General features: G+C 66.8%; 13 protein-coding genes. 12 read left to right on the top strand and 1 reads right to left on the bottom strand.

From position 1 onward, the window contains the following. Positions 1-26 precede the first annotated feature (26 nt). The 7 genes from ACN9MP_RS12250 to ACN9MP_RS12220 are packed head-to-tail and all read left to right on the top strand — an operon-like array spanning position 27 to position 7,445. A complete protein-coding gene (locus ACN9MP_RS12250; protein WP_426320548.1) occupies positions 27-1,013 on the top strand; it encodes an ABC transporter permease in 987 nt (328 codons plus the stop codon). Continuing rightward, entirely contained in the window at positions 1,010-1,927 is a 918-nt protein-coding gene (locus tag ACN9MP_RS12245; protein ID WP_426320547.1) for an ABC transporter ATP-binding protein, read from the top strand. The genes ACN9MP_RS12250 and ACN9MP_RS12245 overlap by 4 nt, the downstream gene beginning before the upstream one ends. Continuing rightward, complete coding sequence (locus ACN9MP_RS12240; protein WP_426320546.1) at positions 1,924-2,958, top strand: ATP-binding cassette domain-containing protein; 1,035 nt, start codon at positions 1,924-1,926, stop codon at positions 2,956-2,958. Before ACN9MP_RS12245 ends, ACN9MP_RS12240 begins: the two co-directional genes overlap by 4 nt. Further along, complete coding sequence (locus ACN9MP_RS12235; protein ID WP_426320545.1) at positions 2,955-4,460, top strand: glycoside hydrolase family 32 protein; 1,506 nt, start codon at positions 2,955-2,957, stop codon at positions 4,458-4,460. The genes ACN9MP_RS12240 and ACN9MP_RS12235 overlap by 4 nt, the downstream gene beginning before the upstream one ends. Before the next feature lie 20 nt (positions 4,461-4,480). Next, complete coding sequence (locus ACN9MP_RS12230) at positions 4,481-5,923, top strand: glycoside hydrolase family 32 protein (RefSeq protein ID WP_426326007.1); 1,443 nt, start codon at positions 4,481-4,483, stop codon at positions 5,921-5,923. Between the two features lie 48 nt (positions 5,924-5,971). Beyond that, positions 5,972-6,397: a VOC family protein gene (locus tag ACN9MP_RS12225; protein WP_426320543.1), complete on the top strand. Its 426-nt coding sequence runs from the start codon at positions 5,972-5,974 to the stop codon at positions 6,395-6,397. Between the two features lie 49 nt (positions 6,398-6,446). Further along, positions 6,447-7,445, top strand: coding sequence for an aldo/keto reductase family protein (locus ACN9MP_RS12220; RefSeq protein ID WP_426320541.1), 999 nt, complete (start codon positions 6,447-6,449; stop codon positions 7,443-7,445). Positions 7,446-7,507: 62 nt separating this feature from the next. On the opposite strand, the gene ACN9MP_RS12215 is transcribed toward ACN9MP_RS12220, so the two are convergent. Then, entirely contained in the window at positions 7,508-8,701 is a 1,194-nt protein-coding gene (locus ACN9MP_RS12215; protein WP_426320539.1) for an ROK family transcriptional regulator, read from the bottom strand. Positions 8,702-8,887: 186 nt separating this feature from the next. Here ACN9MP_RS12215 and ACN9MP_RS12210 point away from each other — a divergent pair, with 186 nt between their 5' ends. The 5 genes from ACN9MP_RS12210 to ACN9MP_RS12190 are packed head-to-tail and all read left to right on the top strand — an operon-like array spanning position 8,888 to position 15,164. Next, positions 8,888-10,060 (top strand): extracellular solute-binding protein, encoded by a 1,173-nt coding sequence (locus tag ACN9MP_RS12210; protein WP_426320537.1) that lies wholly within the window; start codon positions 8,888-8,890, stop codon positions 10,058-10,060. Continuing rightward, complete coding sequence (locus ACN9MP_RS12205) at positions 10,060-11,016, top strand: carbohydrate ABC transporter permease (RefSeq protein WP_426320536.1); 957 nt, start codon at positions 10,060-10,062, stop codon at positions 11,014-11,016. Before ACN9MP_RS12210 ends, ACN9MP_RS12205 begins: the two co-directional genes overlap by 1 nt. After that, positions 11,013-11,852, top strand: a complete 840-nt coding sequence (locus ACN9MP_RS12200; protein WP_426320535.1) for a carbohydrate ABC transporter permease — start codon at positions 11,013-11,015, stop codon at positions 11,850-11,852. The genes ACN9MP_RS12205 and ACN9MP_RS12200 overlap by 4 nt, the downstream gene beginning before the upstream one ends. Before the next feature lie 2 nt (positions 11,853-11,854). Then, the gene (locus ACN9MP_RS12195; protein WP_426320533.1) at positions 11,855-13,441 is read left to right on the top strand and encodes a glycoside hydrolase family 66 protein; all 1,587 of its coding nucleotides are present in this window, start codon (positions 11,855-11,857) and stop codon (positions 13,439-13,441) included. Continuing rightward, positions 13,428-15,164 (top strand): glycoside hydrolase family 13 protein, encoded by a 1,737-nt coding sequence (locus ACN9MP_RS12190; RefSeq protein ID WP_426320529.1) that lies wholly within the window; start codon positions 13,428-13,430, stop codon positions 15,162-15,164. The genes ACN9MP_RS12195 and ACN9MP_RS12190 overlap by 14 nt, the downstream gene beginning before the upstream one ends. Positions 15,165-15,242 lie beyond the last annotated feature (78 nt).

Genomic DNA, 15,242 nt, shown 5'->3' with positions numbered 1-15,242 from the left:
TGTCACTCGCGCAAGATCCTCGCGTCATGGCCGAGCTGGACCTCGGCTCGCCTCCCGGTCCCGATGGCCAGCCGGTCGCCGCGCCGCAACCGCCTCGTCGCAGGCGCGGCGGTGGAGGGCTCCTCCGCGGACTTCTGGGCAACGCCAAGGCGCTCACCGGCATCGTCTTGCTGGTGCTGTTCGCACTCATGGCGATCTTCGCCCCGGTCATCGCTCCCGGCGACCCCACGCTGATCCAGGGCATCGGCTCGCAGCCGCCGTCCGCCGAGCACTGGCTGGGCACGACGGCAAAGGGACAGGACGTCTTCGCCCTCAACGTGTGGGGCGCGCGATCCTCGCTCTTCGTCGGGTTCACGGTCGGCATCGCCGCCAGCTTCGTCGGGCTGCTCGTCGGGCTCGCCTCCGCGTATCTCGGCCGCACCGTCGACAACATCCTGTCGCTGGTGACCAACGTGTTCCTGCTGCTCCCGGGGCTGCCGCTGCTCGTCATCCTGGCCGCATTCCTGCCGCAGGGCGTCGGCACCGTCATCCTGGTACTGGTCGTCACCGGCTGGGCGGGCTCCGCCCGCGTGCTGCGCTCGCAGGCGATGTCGATCCGCGGCAAGGATTTCGTCGCCGCCGCCCAGGTCACGGGCGAGAGCGGCATCCGCATCATGTTCCGCGAGATGCTGCCCAACATGGCATCGATCGTCATGAGCACGTTCCTCGCCTGCGTGATCTTCGGCATCGGGGCACAGGCGGGACTCGAGTTCCTGGGTCTCGGCGACATCAGCACCGTCAGCTGGGGTACGAACCTCTACTGGGCGAGTAACGACGGCGCCCTCCTCACCGGCGCGTGGTGGGTCTTCGTGCCTCCGGGCGTGTGCATCGCCCTGGTGGCCTTCGCGCTCGCGCTGGTCAACTACGGCGTCGACGAGACCACCAACCCGCGCCTGCGCCGCCCCCGTCGCCGCACCACTCCCGATGCACCGACACGTGTCGCTGCGCGAACGCGGAAGGAGGCGGCGCGATGACCGCTCCGCTGCTCGAGGTCGACGACCTGTCTGTCGAGTACGTGACCGATGCGAGGACGGTGCGCGCGGTCGACCGGGTCTCGTTCTCCATCGCCGAGCGGGAGGTCTTCGGCCTGGCCGGCGAGTCCGGGTGTGGCAAGTCGACGATCGCGAACGCGATCCTGCGGCTGCTGCGCGACCCCGCGGTCATCTCCGGGGGCTCCATCCGCTTCGCCGGAACCGACGTGCTGGCGCTCTCGGCTGACGAGTTGCGCGAGTTCCGGTGGCGCCAGGTGGCGATGGTCTTCCAGAGCGCGATGAACTCGCTCAACCCCGTGATGACCATCGGCGACCAGATCGCCGATATCTTCACGACGCACGAAAGGGCATCGAAGAGGAACGCGCTGGAACGCGCGGCGGAGCTGCTCGACCTCGTCGGGATTCCTCGCGACCGTCTCAGGTCGTACCCGCATCAGCTGTCCGGCGGGATGCGGCAACGTGTCGTCATCGCGATGGCGACGGCCTTGCGACCGCCGCTTCTCATCATGGACGAGCCCACGACCGCCCTCGACGTCGTCGTGCAGCAGGAGATCATGGCCCAGATCAAAGATCTGCAGCAGGAGCTCGGCTTCGCGATCCTCTTCATCACGCATGACATGTCGCTGATGGTCGAGCTCTCGGACCGCATGGCGGTCATGTACGCCGGGAGGTTCGTCGAAACCGCCGCCGCGCAGGAGATCTTCGTCCGGCCGAGCCATCCCTACACGCGCGCCCTCATGAACGCGTTCCCGCCGATGAGCGGGCCGCGTACCCGCCTCAACGGGCTGGGCGAAGGAGTGCGCTTCCACGACATCCCCGACCTCGTGGCCGTCGGTCCCGGCCACTGGGTGGCTCCGACCGCCGGCGATGCACCCCTGACGGAGGCGATCCGATGACCACGCAACAAACGCCCGTGATGTCCGTTCGCGGCCTGGAGAAGACGTTCGCGACCGGTGGGACGCTCTCCCGCGGACGCGTGCGCGCGCTCGGCGGCGTCGACCTGGACATCGCACCGGGCGAGGTCGTAGCCCTCGTCGGTGAATCCGGCAGCGGCAAGTCGACTCTCGCCCGGTGCCTTGCAAGACTCGAGCAGCCCTCGGGCGGCACCTTCCTGTTCGAGGGCAAGGACATCCTCAAGACGGAGCCCCGGCGCGCGAGCCGCGAGTACCGCTCGGCCGTGCAGATGATCTTCCAGGACCCGTTCGGCTCGCTGAATCCGGTGCACCGCATCAGCCATTTCCTTGAGCGGCCGCTGCGGCTGCACGACGCGGTCTCCGGCCGGGGCGAGCTCGAGCGCGCCAAGCGCCGGCTCATGGAGAAGGTCGACCTGCCGGCGGAGCTGCTGGACCGTTACCCGCACGAGCTGTCGGGCGGGCAGCGGCAGCGCATCGCGATCGCGCGGGCACTGGCCGTGAACCCTCGACTCATCCTCGCCGACGAACCCACCTCCATGCTCGACGTCTCGGTGCGTATCGGCGTCCTCAACCTCATGAGGTCCCTGTGCGAGCAGCAGGGCATCTCGATGCTGTACATCACGCATGACCTGGCATCGGCACGGTACCTCGCCGACCGGATCGTGGTGATGTTCGCCGGCGAGTTCGTCGAGGGCGGCGAGTCGATGGCGCTGCTGGCCGATCCGCAGCATCCGTACACCCGCCTTCTGATCTCCGCGGTTCCCGATCCCCGTCGACGCGGAAGCTTCGACCCGGTGGAGCGGGCGCAGCTGCGGCAGGAGGTCCTGCACCCAGCGTCGTGCCCGTTCGAGCGACGTTCCGACGCTGCGTGCTCGTCCGAGCGGGCGGTGTTCCACACCATCGCAGGGGCGCCGGAGCACTGGGTGCGCTGCGGGCGGTACGCCCCGCCATCCGATGCTCCCGGCACCGCACTCGAACTCACCGACGCCCTCGAAGAAAGCCCTGCCGCATGACCGCGACATCCACATCCACACTCGTTCCCGAAGAGCTGATCGCGCGCGCCGCGACCGATCCGCATCGCCCGGCCTACCATTTCACCGCGCCGGCGGGATGGCTCAACGACCCCAACGGTCTCACCCAGCGAGACGGCGAGTACCACCTCTTCTACCAGTTCAACCCCTACGCGCCGCTGCACCACCGCATCCACTGGGGCCACGCCGTCAGCACCGACCTGGTGCACTGGCGCGACCTGCCGATCGCGCTGACCCCCAGTGACGGCCCCGACGTCGACGGATGCTGGTCGGGCGTGCTCGTGTACGACGGCGACACACCCACCATCGTGTATTCCGGCCGACACGGTGAGAGTGAGCTGCCGTGCGTGGCGACCGGTTCCCCCGACCTCGTCGAATGGACGAAGGTCGCCGAGAACCCGGTGATCGCGGCGCCACCTGCCGATCTCGAGGTCACCGCGTTCCGGGACCACTGCGTGTGGCGCGAGGGTGAGACCTGGCGGCAGCTGATCGGCTCCGGCATCCGCGGCCGGGGAGGGACGGCGCTTCTCTACGAGTCCACCGACCTGCGCGAGTGGGCCTATGTGGGGCCGCTGCTGGTCGGCGACGGCGCCGTCGGCGATGCGGGCGCTGCGGACTGGACCGGCACCATGTGGGAGTGCGTCGACCTGTTCCGGATCGGGGGGGACGACGCCGCGCACCGCGACATCCTCGTGTTCTCGGCGTGGGACGACGGTGTCACGCACCACCCGCTGTACTGGTCAGGCAGATACGAAGACGACCGGTTCACGCCTGCCGCGCTGCATCGCCTCGATCTGGGCGGACGCTATTTCTACGCCCCGCAGTCCATGCGCGACGAGTCGGGCAGGCGCATCATGTTCGGCTGGATGCAGGAGGGGCGATCCGACAGCGCCGCTGTCGCAGCGGGGTGGTCGGGCGTGATGTCGCTGCCGCGCGTGGTGACGGCCGAGCCGGATGGGTCCGTCCACCAGGCGCCGGCTCCCGAGGTCGACGCGCTTCGCGACGAGCAGCTCGTCTCCTTCTCATCGGTGCTGAGCGCCGAGCCGCTGGAGGTACTCCGGGGGGACGAGCTCGATCTGGAACTGCGACTGACGATTCCCGACGATGGTGCCGTCACGATCTCACTTCGGGCCACCGACGACGACGCCGAGGCCACGGTGCTGCACCTGCAGCGGCGCGGCGATCGGGCCCAGCTGACGCTCGACCGCACGCGGTCGAGCCTGGACCCCGCGGTCGACGCCGGTCCGCGCGGGGGAGACGTGCCCATGCACCCCGACGGGAGCCTGGACGTGCGGATCCTCATGGACCACTCCGCGCTCGAGGTCTTCGCAGGCGGAGTGCCCCTCACTGCCCGCGTCTATCCCACTCGAGAGGATGCTCTCGGGATCCGCCTGTCCGGTATAGGTGTGCGTGCCGAGGTGCGCGCGTGGACCATGCACAGCGTCGCGCGGGGAGCCGCTGAGCCGGGCGCAATCGCCGGATGAAAGCGTCGATCGTGCCCAGCATGCGTCCCCGGTACCACTTCAGCGTCCCCGACAACTGGAAGAACGACCCCCAGCGGCCCATCTTCCTCCACGGCGAGTACCACTACTACTACCTCTACAACCGCGACTACCTCTCCGGCGGCATCGGCACCTCGTGGCGTCGTGCCACGACGCGCGATCACGTGACCTTCATCGATCAGGGCGTCGCCATCGAGAAGTTCACCAACGGCAACGGCGACTGCTGGTCTGGCTCGCTCGTCATCGACACGCACAACACCGCCGGGTACGGCGCCGGTGCCGTGATCGCCCTCGTCACCCAGGCCTCGGTCGACAGAGTGCCCGAAGGACGTCAGGCGCAGTACCTGTGGTACTCCACCGACGGCGGCCGGTCCTTTCGGCCGGGCGGGGACGACCCGGTGCTGGCGGATGCGGACATCACGGACTTCCGCGACCCGAAGGTGATCTGGGATAACATCCGGGAACGGTGGTTCATGGCCCTCGCGGAGGGCGATCGACTCGGCTTCTACGCCTCGGGCAACCTCACCACCTGGTGGCGGGTGGGCCAGTTCGCCCGCGACGATCTGGGTCTGTTGGAGTGCCCGGACATCTTCGAGATGACCGCCGAAGACGGATCGTCCCACTGGGTTCTCGGGGTCAGCGCCAACGCGAAGCATCGCGGCCTCCCGGCAACCTACGCCTACTGGACGGGCACCTTCGACGGCAGCGGCTTCGTTCCCGACAGCCAGGAGCCGCGATGGCTCGATTGGGGCTTCGACTTCTATGGCGCCGTCACGTACTCGCACCACGCTCCTTCCGGCGAGGTAGACCCCTCCCTTCGTCACGCCATCGGCTGGGCGAATTTCTGGGACTACCCCCACAACACTCCGACTGTCGTAGCTGACGGCTACAACGGCGACGACATGATCGTGCGGGACCTCCGACTAGTGCGTGAGCGTGGCGGATACGCGCTGGCTTCGACCCCCACGGCTGCATTGCCGGAGTACACCACCCGTGTTCATGATCTCGGCGATCTGGAGGTCGCGGGTCATCTCGACCTTGACATCCGCGCAGCCGCGTACGACCTCACCTGTGCGATCGAGTGGGACCCCGAGGCACCCGATCACCCTGTCGACCTCGGCTTCGACCTGTGTCGTGCCGAGGGAGGCTCACGCTTCGTCGCGGCTGGCCTGGACCTGTCCGGTCCCTGCGCCTACCTGGACCGGACGCGGACATTCAATCCGACGCGAGGCCGCACGCACGCGCCCTTCGATCCGTCAACGGGGCGCGTAACGATCCGCTTGCTCGTCGATCGGACAAGCGTCGAGCTCTTCGTCGACAACGGTCGGAGCGCGCAATCGCACCGCGTCTTCCCTCTCGCGGGGGATGACGGCATCCGACTCCGTGCCCGCGGCACGACAGCGGTCTTCCGGGACCTCACCATCCGCGAGCTCTCCGCCCCCTGAATTCAGTAGACGCGAACCATTGGACCTCCAAAGAAAGGAAGGCCGTGCATGGGTGAACACACGAGGACCTCGTCGGGATCGGCGGTGCACGCCTCGATCGGTGCAATCTTCGTGCCGGTCCGCGACATCGAGTCCGCGCGTGACTGGTATGTCAAACTCCTTGAACCGCCGAGAGCGCCGGACATACTGCTTGAACATCTCGCGGTATTTCCACTGGGCGGCTCGAGCAACCTGGTGCTGGACAGCAGGATCCACCGCAGCGGCGAGCGTCGCTCCACCCCGCTGTTTCATTTCAACGCAGACGACGCGGAGCGTGCTCGCGACCACGTGAAATCGGTCGGCGGCTCCGACGTGAGCTCGATACAGCACGGGCACTGGTTCACCTTCACCGATCCCGACGGCAACGTCCTCATGGTCCGCGAGAACGACCGAACGGGGGCCCCGGACTCGCACAGGAAAGGACGCCCGCGATAGTGGGTCGGACAGAGCTCTCCGCCCCTGAGACCGACCAGAGAGGAAGACCATGGAGTACCGCAAGCTGGGTAGGTCCGGCCTGTACGTGAGCGAGATCGCGTATGGCAACTGGGTCACGCATGGTGAGCAGATCGATCAGGACGCCGCGACCGAATGCGTGCGCACCGCCCTGGATCTTGGCATCACGACGTTCGACACGGCCGACGTCTACGCCGCAACCCGCGCGGAGTCGGCCCTGGGTGTGGCGTTGCAGGGCGAACGGAGGGAGAGCGTCGAGATCTTCACCAAGGCGTACTTTCCCAACGGGAAGGGCAAGAACGATCGCGGTCTTTCCCGCAAGCACCTGATGGAGTCGATCAACGGGTCACTGCGTCGACTGCGGACAGAGTATGTCGATGTCTACCAGGCGCACCGGTATGACTACGAGACACCCCTCGAAGAGACGATGCATGCGCTCGCAGACATCGTCCGCGCAGGAAAAGCGCACTACATCGGCGTCTCTGAGTGGACCGTCGAGGAGATCCGGGCGGGTGTCGCGCTGGCCACGGAGCTCGGCATTCAGCTGGTGTCGAATCAGCCCCAGTACAACCTGCTGTGGCGGGTCATCGAACCTGAGATCGTTCCTTTGAGTGAGCAGCTCGGCCTGGGCCAGATCGTCTGGTCCCCACTTGCCCAAGGCGTGCTGACCGGCAAATACCGGCCGGGCTCGACCGCGCCCGATGCCTCGCGATTCCGGTCCGACGATGGCTCCCTCAAGAGCGACCACCGCTACCTGCAGCCGGCCGTGCTCCAGCGGGTGCAGGAACTGCGTCCGCTCGCCGAAGCAGCCGGGCTTTCCATGGCGGCGTTCTCGGTCGCCTGGGTGCTGCAGAACCCGAATGTGTCGGCGGCTATCGTCGGTGCGTCGCGTCCGGAGCAGCTGCGCGACAACGTCAGGGCAGCAGGCGTCACGCTCGATTCGGAAGTGATGGCCGAAGCGGAGCGCATCATCTCCGACGTTGCGGAGCGCGACCCGTCGAAGGTGGAGTCGTTCTTGACGCGACCGTGACTGGCTGACGGGCTTTCGGACGACGTTCACCCTCCGGGCACGTGGCCGGGTTCGCACGACGACTACGGCTGGAGCGCTCGGCCGCTTCGGTTCCGTACGAAGCCCTGGATTGCGATGACGGCGGCCCCGCGGCACCAGCTTTCGTTGTCGCCCGAGACGAGTTCGACGCGGACGGGCGCTGCGCGAGGATCGCGATTCTCGCGGACGCCATGCGCGACGGCATCGCTGGCCACAGCTGCCAACCCGACTCCCTCACCGCCGACGAGCACAAGGTCGGGCGCGGTGAGGTTGGCGACGGCCGCAATCAAGGCCCCGAGCGCGCGCCCCGACGCATCGAGGATGCGTGTGGCGGCTGGCTCCCCGGCGACTGCCAGGTCGAGGACTTCCTCCCATTGCACGTCTCGACCGAGCGCCGTTGACACATCCCGTTCGATGGCCGGGACTGTCAGCATGGCCTCAGCGCATCCCCGGTGGCCTCGCTTGCACAGGGGCCCGAGCGGGTCGAGGGGCCAGTGGCCGACCAGGCCGACCCCGGAGTCGGCGTTGGCGAGCAGCTTTCCGTTTGCGACGCATCCGAACCCGACCCCCACGCCGAGCGTGAGGGTGGCGAAGTTGGCATGGCCGGTACCCGCACCGAACCAGTGCTGTGCTTCGGTGAAGGCAGCCAGGTCGTTTGCGGCAAAGGTCGGGATGCCCAGCTCGGCTTCCACGAGCGTGGCAATGGGCACGTCGGTCCATTGCAGGAATGGTGCGCTGCTGACGTTCCCATCCGAGTCGACGACGCCGCCGAGACCGATGCCAACGGCGTCGATCGGGTAAGCAGCTGCGGCACGGCGGCTGACACGGACGATCTGGCTGGTGACAGCCGTAGGGTCGCGGGAGTCCAACGGCTCCTCCCTATAGTCGATCACGTCGGCGCGCAGGTCAGTGATGGCGCCGGCGATCTGCTCGCCCGAGAGTTTTACGCCGAGGAAGTGGTGTGCGTCCGCAACCACGTCAAGCGGTATCGACGGGCGTCCTGCGCCGCGCCGGGTGGCGTGCGGTGCGTCGACGAGCAGGCCGGTGTTGATGAGCTCGGTGCTGATGCGAGTAAGCGTTGCGGGTGCCAGATCGAGTCGCCGGGCGAGCTCGGATCGGCCAAGCGGTCCGTGCAGCAGCACTTCGAGTGCGACTGCTTGCGCTAACTCATCCGTCGGCTGCCACACCCTTGTCTCACTTTCTTCAACGGCGAAGTAATTTGTCTCCACGGCCATCATACACACATCACTTGACGTGAAGTTTTTTCTCGTGGTGAAATAACCCTACGGCCAACCCGTGGCCGTCCTACAAGGGAGACACTTGCAATGAGGCAATCACGTTTTGCCGCCGCCGGCGCTCTTGCGCTGGCTGGCGTTGTGGCGCTCGGTGGATGCGCCGCTTCCGGTGGCGGTCCGGACGCCCCTGTGACGCTCACGTTCTGGGCGACGTACGGCAACGGCGGAAACACTGCACAGACCGACGTCCTCGAGAAGGAGCTGATCCCCGCCTTCGAGAAGGCGAATCCGGGGATCAAGGTCGAATATGTCGACATGCCCTACGACGGCCTGAAGCAGAAGCTGACGACCAGCGCCGCGGGCGGCGAGCTCCCCGACCTGATGCGGTCCGACATCGGCTGGATCGCCCAGTTCGCCGAACTGGGCGCGTTCAAGCAACTGGACGGCGAGATGCCGGGCTTCGAGGATCTGGCCGACGCCGTCTACCCGGGAACGCTTGAGACCACCTCATGGAACGGCCACTATTACGGCCTTCCTCTCAACACGAACACCCGTGTGCTCGTTGCCAATCAGAGCGCGCTCGATGCGGCCGGCGTCAGCGCCCCGCCGGCGACGTTCGATGATCTTCGTGCGCTCGCCGATGGGCTGGCAGGAAAGGGCATCGCCGCCTTCGCGGACAAGGAGCTGTACGCGTGGAACGTGATGCCGTGGATCTGGTCCGCCGGCGGTGACATCGCCGACCCGGACCTCACCACCTCGAGCGGCTACCTGGACTCCGATGAGAGCGTCGCGGGCGTGCAGCTGCTCGTCGACCTGTATAAGGAAGGTGCCATCCCGAACCTGATCACCGGCAACACCGGGGGGACCTCCACGAGCGACGGACTCCCCACGGGGCAGTACGCAACCATCCTCGACGGGCCGTGGATGCAGGACATCTGGACAGGGCAGTACCCCGATTTCACACCCGTCTACGCACCGGTGCCCGCCGGCGACGGCGGTTCCGTCAGCGTGGTCGGAGGCGAGAGCATCGTCGTGACCGAAGCGACCGAGCACGCCGAGGCGGCGTACAAGTTCGTCGAGTTCACTCAGTCGGAGGAGTACCAGCTCGGGATGGCCAAGGTCGGGCAGATGAGCGTGAAGCCGGAGTTCGCGCAGGCGCAGGCCGAGCTCGTCCCGTTCTACAAGACCTTCTCCGACCAGCTCGAGACGGCGCGTGCACGGCTGCCCATTCCGCAGGCCGGCGAGGTCGACACCATCCTGAACACTGAGCTCGTCCCCGCGTTCGAGGGCAGGGTGTCTGTCAAGGAAGCGCTCACCGCAGCCGCCGAGCAGATCGACGCGCTCCTCGCAGAAGGCCAGTGATGACCCTGCTGGAGCAACAGCGGCGCGGGGCGGCTTCGGCCGCCCCGCGCCCCGCGCCCCCCGCCGCGCGCCGCCGGCGCCGGGCCTCACTGACGCCCTACCTCTTCTTGTTGCCCGGGGTCCTGCTGTTCGGGTTGTTCATCCTCTACCCGATCGTCCAGGCCGCGCAGATGAGCTTCTACGACTGGAACATCCTTCGCGGCTCCGCCAGCGAGTTCATCGGCCTCGACAACTACGCGCGCGCGCTCCAAGACGATCGGTTCTGGCTCAGCCTGAGCAACAGCGGGGTCTACATGCTCTTCACGGTGCCGCCGCAGATCGTCCTGGGTCTCGCCGTGGCGATGCTGCTGCGTTCCAAGGCGCCCGCGCAACCGCTGTTCCGCGTGCTGTTCTACCTTCCTGTCGTCACGAGCTGGGTCGTGGTCTCGCTGCTGTTCAAGTACCTGTTCGCCGACGAGGGACTCATCAACTACACCCTGAGCGAGATCCTCCACCTCGGGGACGGACAGACATCCTGGCTGTCCGGGCGGTGGACGGCGATGATCGCCATTTGTGCCCTCGGAGTCTGGAAGGGCGTCGGCTGGTCCATGATGATCTTCCTGGCCGCGCTGCAAGGCGTGCCGCAGTCCCTCGAGGAAGCGGCGCGTGTCGACGGCGCCGGGTGGTGGCAGCGCTTCCGTGCCGTGACTCTGCCGGCGATCTGGCCGGCGATGGCCTTCGTCATCGTGATGCTCGTCATCGGTGGATTCAACGTGTTCATATCGGTGCTGCTGATGACCGGCGGCGGACCCGGCGGGCAGACCGAAGTTCTGCTCACGTACATGTACAACCAGGCGTTCTCTGAGCTCGACTTCGGCTACGGTTCTGCGCTCGCGGTCATCCTGGCCGTCATCGTCTTCACTGCCTCCCTGACGCAGCTCCGTCTGTTCCGGGAGCGGGACGGAGGGTCCGCGTGAGCGTGAAGTCCTCCCGCGGGGCACTGACGTCGCTGCGCGTGGTCGTCCTCATCGTCGGTGCCGTCGTGATGGTGACGCCCTTCCTCTACATGCTGTCGACGTCGTTCAAGCCGCAGGCGTACGTGCTGACGACGCCGCCGCAGTTCGTCCCCGACCCGTTCACGCTGGACAACTACGTCCAGGCGTGGACGACGCAGGATTTCGCCCGGTACGCGATGAACTCCCTCATCGTCGCCGTGATCGCGACGGCGCTGTCCGTCCTGTTCAGCTCGATGATGGCGTATGCATTCACCCGGTTCCAGTTCCCGGGTCGGGAGTGGATCTTCCGGGTGCTGTTGATCGGGCTCATGGTGCCCGCGCTGATGCTGATCATCCCGCAGTTCGTGCTTGCGAAGTACTTCGGCCTGCTCGACTCGCTGGCGGGGCTGGTCGTCTTCTACGTCGCGGGGTCCCTCGCCTTGAACACCTTCCTGCTACGCGGATTCTTCGCCGCACTGCCGGCCGAACTGGACCAGGCGATGCAGATGGATGGCGCCAATGCGTGGACCCGCTATTGGACGCTTGCGCTGCCGCTGGCCCGTCCGGCGCTGGCCACCGCCACCATCTTCACCTTCCTCGCCTGCTGGGACGAGTTCGCGTGGGCGTTGACGATCATCACGAGCCCGCAGAACCGCACCCTGCCCCTCGGCATCCAATTGTTCCAGGGCCAGAACGCCACCCAATGGGGACTCGTGTTCGCCGCCTCGGTGATCGCGATCATCCCCGTCATCGTCGTCTACCTCATCTTCCAACGCCACTTCGTACAGGGCCTCACCTCCGGGGCCGTCAAAGGATGAACATGCCACTCACCCTTCTTCCCACCCGCGCCAGCTACCGATCCTCCGACTCCATCGGCGTGGAGGTCCGCGGTGACCTGCCCGCAGCGGACGGGACTGTCAGCGTCTGGCGGCTGGGGGAGTTGCTGCACACCCAGCCACTCCAGCCGGGTGCGCTTCAGACGATTCCCTCGCTGCCACCGGGCGGGTACGGCATCGAGCTCGACGGAGGCGGATGGCGCGCTCGCACTGCCATTGAAGTCACCGATGACCCGCGATCCCGACTGCGGTACGGATTCGTCGCGAGCTATGACCCCGGCAAAGACGTCCTTGCCGTCGCTGAACTGGCCCGACGCCTGCATCTGAACGCGATCCAGTTCTATGACTGGGCATTCCGGCACGCGGATCTCCTCGGAGGGGGCGAGGAATACGTTGACGCGCTCGGCCAGCCGATCACCCTCGCCACCGTACGGGAACTGACGAGCGCTCTCCGCCAAGCCGGATCGGCATCGTACGGATACGCGGCTGTGTACGCGGTCGGACCCGACGAGTGGCCCTCGTGGAAGCAGCACGCGCTCCTGCGCCCCAGCGGCGAGCCGTACTCGCTCGAGGACTTCCTGTTCATCCTCGACCCGGCCGCCCCCGCATGGCTGAACCACTTCACCGCCGAGCTCGCAGCCGCGGTGGATGACCTGGGATTCGACGGCTTCCACCTCGATCAGTACGGCTACCCGAAGCATGCCGCAACGCCCGACGGGAACCCGGTGGACGTCGCGGCATCATTCGCCCGCCTCATCGACGAAGTCCGACGAGAACTTCCCGACGCTGGTCTCGTCTTCAACAACGTCAACGACTTCCCCACGTGGGACACGGCACATGCTCCTCAGGATGCCGTCTACATCGAGCCGTGGGAACCGGTCCTCGGCCTCGAAGCGCTCGCGCGGGTAGCCACCCGCGCACGGGCGGGCGGTCTGCCCGTCGTGTTCGCCGCGTACCAGCACACGTACACCCACGCGTCCGCCGACGCTGCCGACCGTGCCGCCGCCTTCACCATGGCGACCCTCTTCTCTCACGGCGCCACCCAGTTGCTGACCGGCGAACACGGCAAGGTCCTCGTCGATCCCTACTACGTCCGCAACCACGACCCGGAACCAACCACGATGGAGTTCCTCACCCGCTGGTACGACTTCGCTGTAGAACACGACGCCCTCCTGTTCGATACGCGGATCGTCGACGTCACCGCCTCCTACGTGGGGGACTACAACGATGAGCTCGACGTCGCCCACGTCGGGATCAAGGCCACAGAGACAGCGGTCGCCGGCGCGATCTGGCGGCATGTCACTCGCACCCCAGAAGGGATCGTCGTTCACCTGATCAATCTCGTCGGCCAGGACGACACCATGTGGGACGCGCCACGCAACCCCCCGGGGCCGACGGGACCGGGCGAGCTCAGATTCCGGTTCATCCGCGGACGGGTTCCCCGCGTTCGCGTCGCCGACCCCGACGCCGGCCCGCGATTGGTGGAGGTTCCGGTCAGCCTGCACGGGGATCACGCCGTCGCCACGCTTCCCGCGTTCGACGTCTGGCAGGTCGTGCATGTCAGTCTCTGAGATCCTGGCCACGGAAGACGGGGCGACCGCGTCGTCCGAGTGGTGGAAACGTGCCGTGGTCTACCAGATCTATCCCCGCAGCTTTCAGGACAGCAACCAGGACGGGATCGGGGACCTGAGGGGGATTCTTCAGCGTCTGGATCACCTCGAGCGCCTCGGTATCGATGTCATCTGGCTGTCGCCGATCTATCGCTCCCCGCATGCTGACAACGGCTACGACATCAGCGACTACCAGGAGATCGATCCGGCGTTCGGAACCGATCACGACTTCACCGAGCTGGTCGACGAGGTGCACGCACGGGGGATGAAGATCGTCATGGACCTCGTGGTCAACCACACCTCCGACGAGCATCCCTGGTTCGTCGAATCCCGCTCCAGCCGCGACAACGCGAAGCGCGACTGGTATTGGTGGCGGCCCCCACGAGCCGGCTACCAACCCGGGCGCCCGGGCGCCGAGCCCACGAATTGGGAGTCGTTCTTCTCTGGGCCGACGTGGACCCTCGACGAGCAGACCGGCGAGTACTACCTTCACCTGTTCGCGCGGAAGCAGCCCGATCTCAACTGGGAGAACCCCGAGGTCCGTGAGGCTGTCTACTCGATGATGCGATGGTGGCTGGATCGCGGCGTCGACGGCTTCCGCATGGATGTCATCAATCTGATCTCCAAGCACCCTGGTCTGCCGGACGGGGTGGTCGCGCCCGGCAAGACGTACGGCGACGGCTTTCCGCACTACTCCGCGGGGCCGCGCCTGCACGAGTACCTGCAGGAGATGCGGCGGGAGGTGTTCGACGGCAGAGGGATGCTTTTCACAGTCGGTGAGACGCCGGGTGTCACGGCCGCGGATGCGGTGCTGTTCTCCGACCCGGCGAGGCGCGAGCTCGACATGGTCTTCCAGTTCGACCATGTCAGCTTGGACCACGGGAGTGGGAAGTTCTCTCCGCGGGAGCTGCAACCGGGCGAACTCGCGGGCTCGTTCACCGCCTGGCAGGACGCGCTCGCGCAGGTGGGCTGGAACAGCCTGTACCTGGCCAACCACGACCAGCCACGGCCAGTCAGCCGATTCGGCGACGCCACTCAGTGGTGGCGTGAATCGGCCACCGCATTGGCGACCGTGCTCCACCTGCAGCGGGGTACCCCGTATGTCTTCCAAGGCGAAGAACTGGGCATGACCAATGCCCCGTTCGACCAGATCAGCGACTACCGCGACGTCGAATCGCTCAACTACTTCGCCGAAGCGCTCGCCCGTGGCGAGCATCCCGACGGCGTGATGGCTGGGCTGATGCGGATGAGCCGGGACCACGCCCGTACTCCGGTGCAGTGGGATGACAGTCCCAACGCCGGCTTCACCGCGGGTACGCCCTGGATTCGTGTGAACCCCAATCACTCCCGCATCAACGCCGCCGCACAGTACGACGACCCCGGCTCGGTGTTCGAGCACTACCGAGCGCTGATCCGACTGCGCCACCGTCTCCCGGTCGTCGCCGACGGTGACTTCCGTCGACTCGACGTCGGCACTCCGGCCGTGTTCGCCTTCCTGCGCACACTCGATACGCAGCGCGTGCTCGTGATCGCGAACCTGTCCTCAGCCGCGGTAACGCCGTCGCTGCCGGATCTCGTGTCGAAGGCCTGGGACACGCAACGGCCCATCCTGGCGAACCAAGCCGGGGGCGACAACGTCGATGCGGTGCTGCGCCCTTGGGAAGCGAAGGTGTACGCGCGATGAGGGGCCTCTCGCGCCGGGCCCATCCCTTGAGGGCAAGCAAGCGGGGGTGCCGAGCGCGCTGAGGGCCGTGTCGACGTC

It is taken from the genome of Microbacterium sp. E-13 (assembly GCF_049912955.1).
GTDB lineage: Bacteria > Actinomycetota > Actinomycetes > Actinomycetales > Microbacteriaceae > Microbacterium.
Note: the sequence above shows the minus strand (reverse complement) of the source record. Positions and strands in the feature narration are given on the sequence as shown.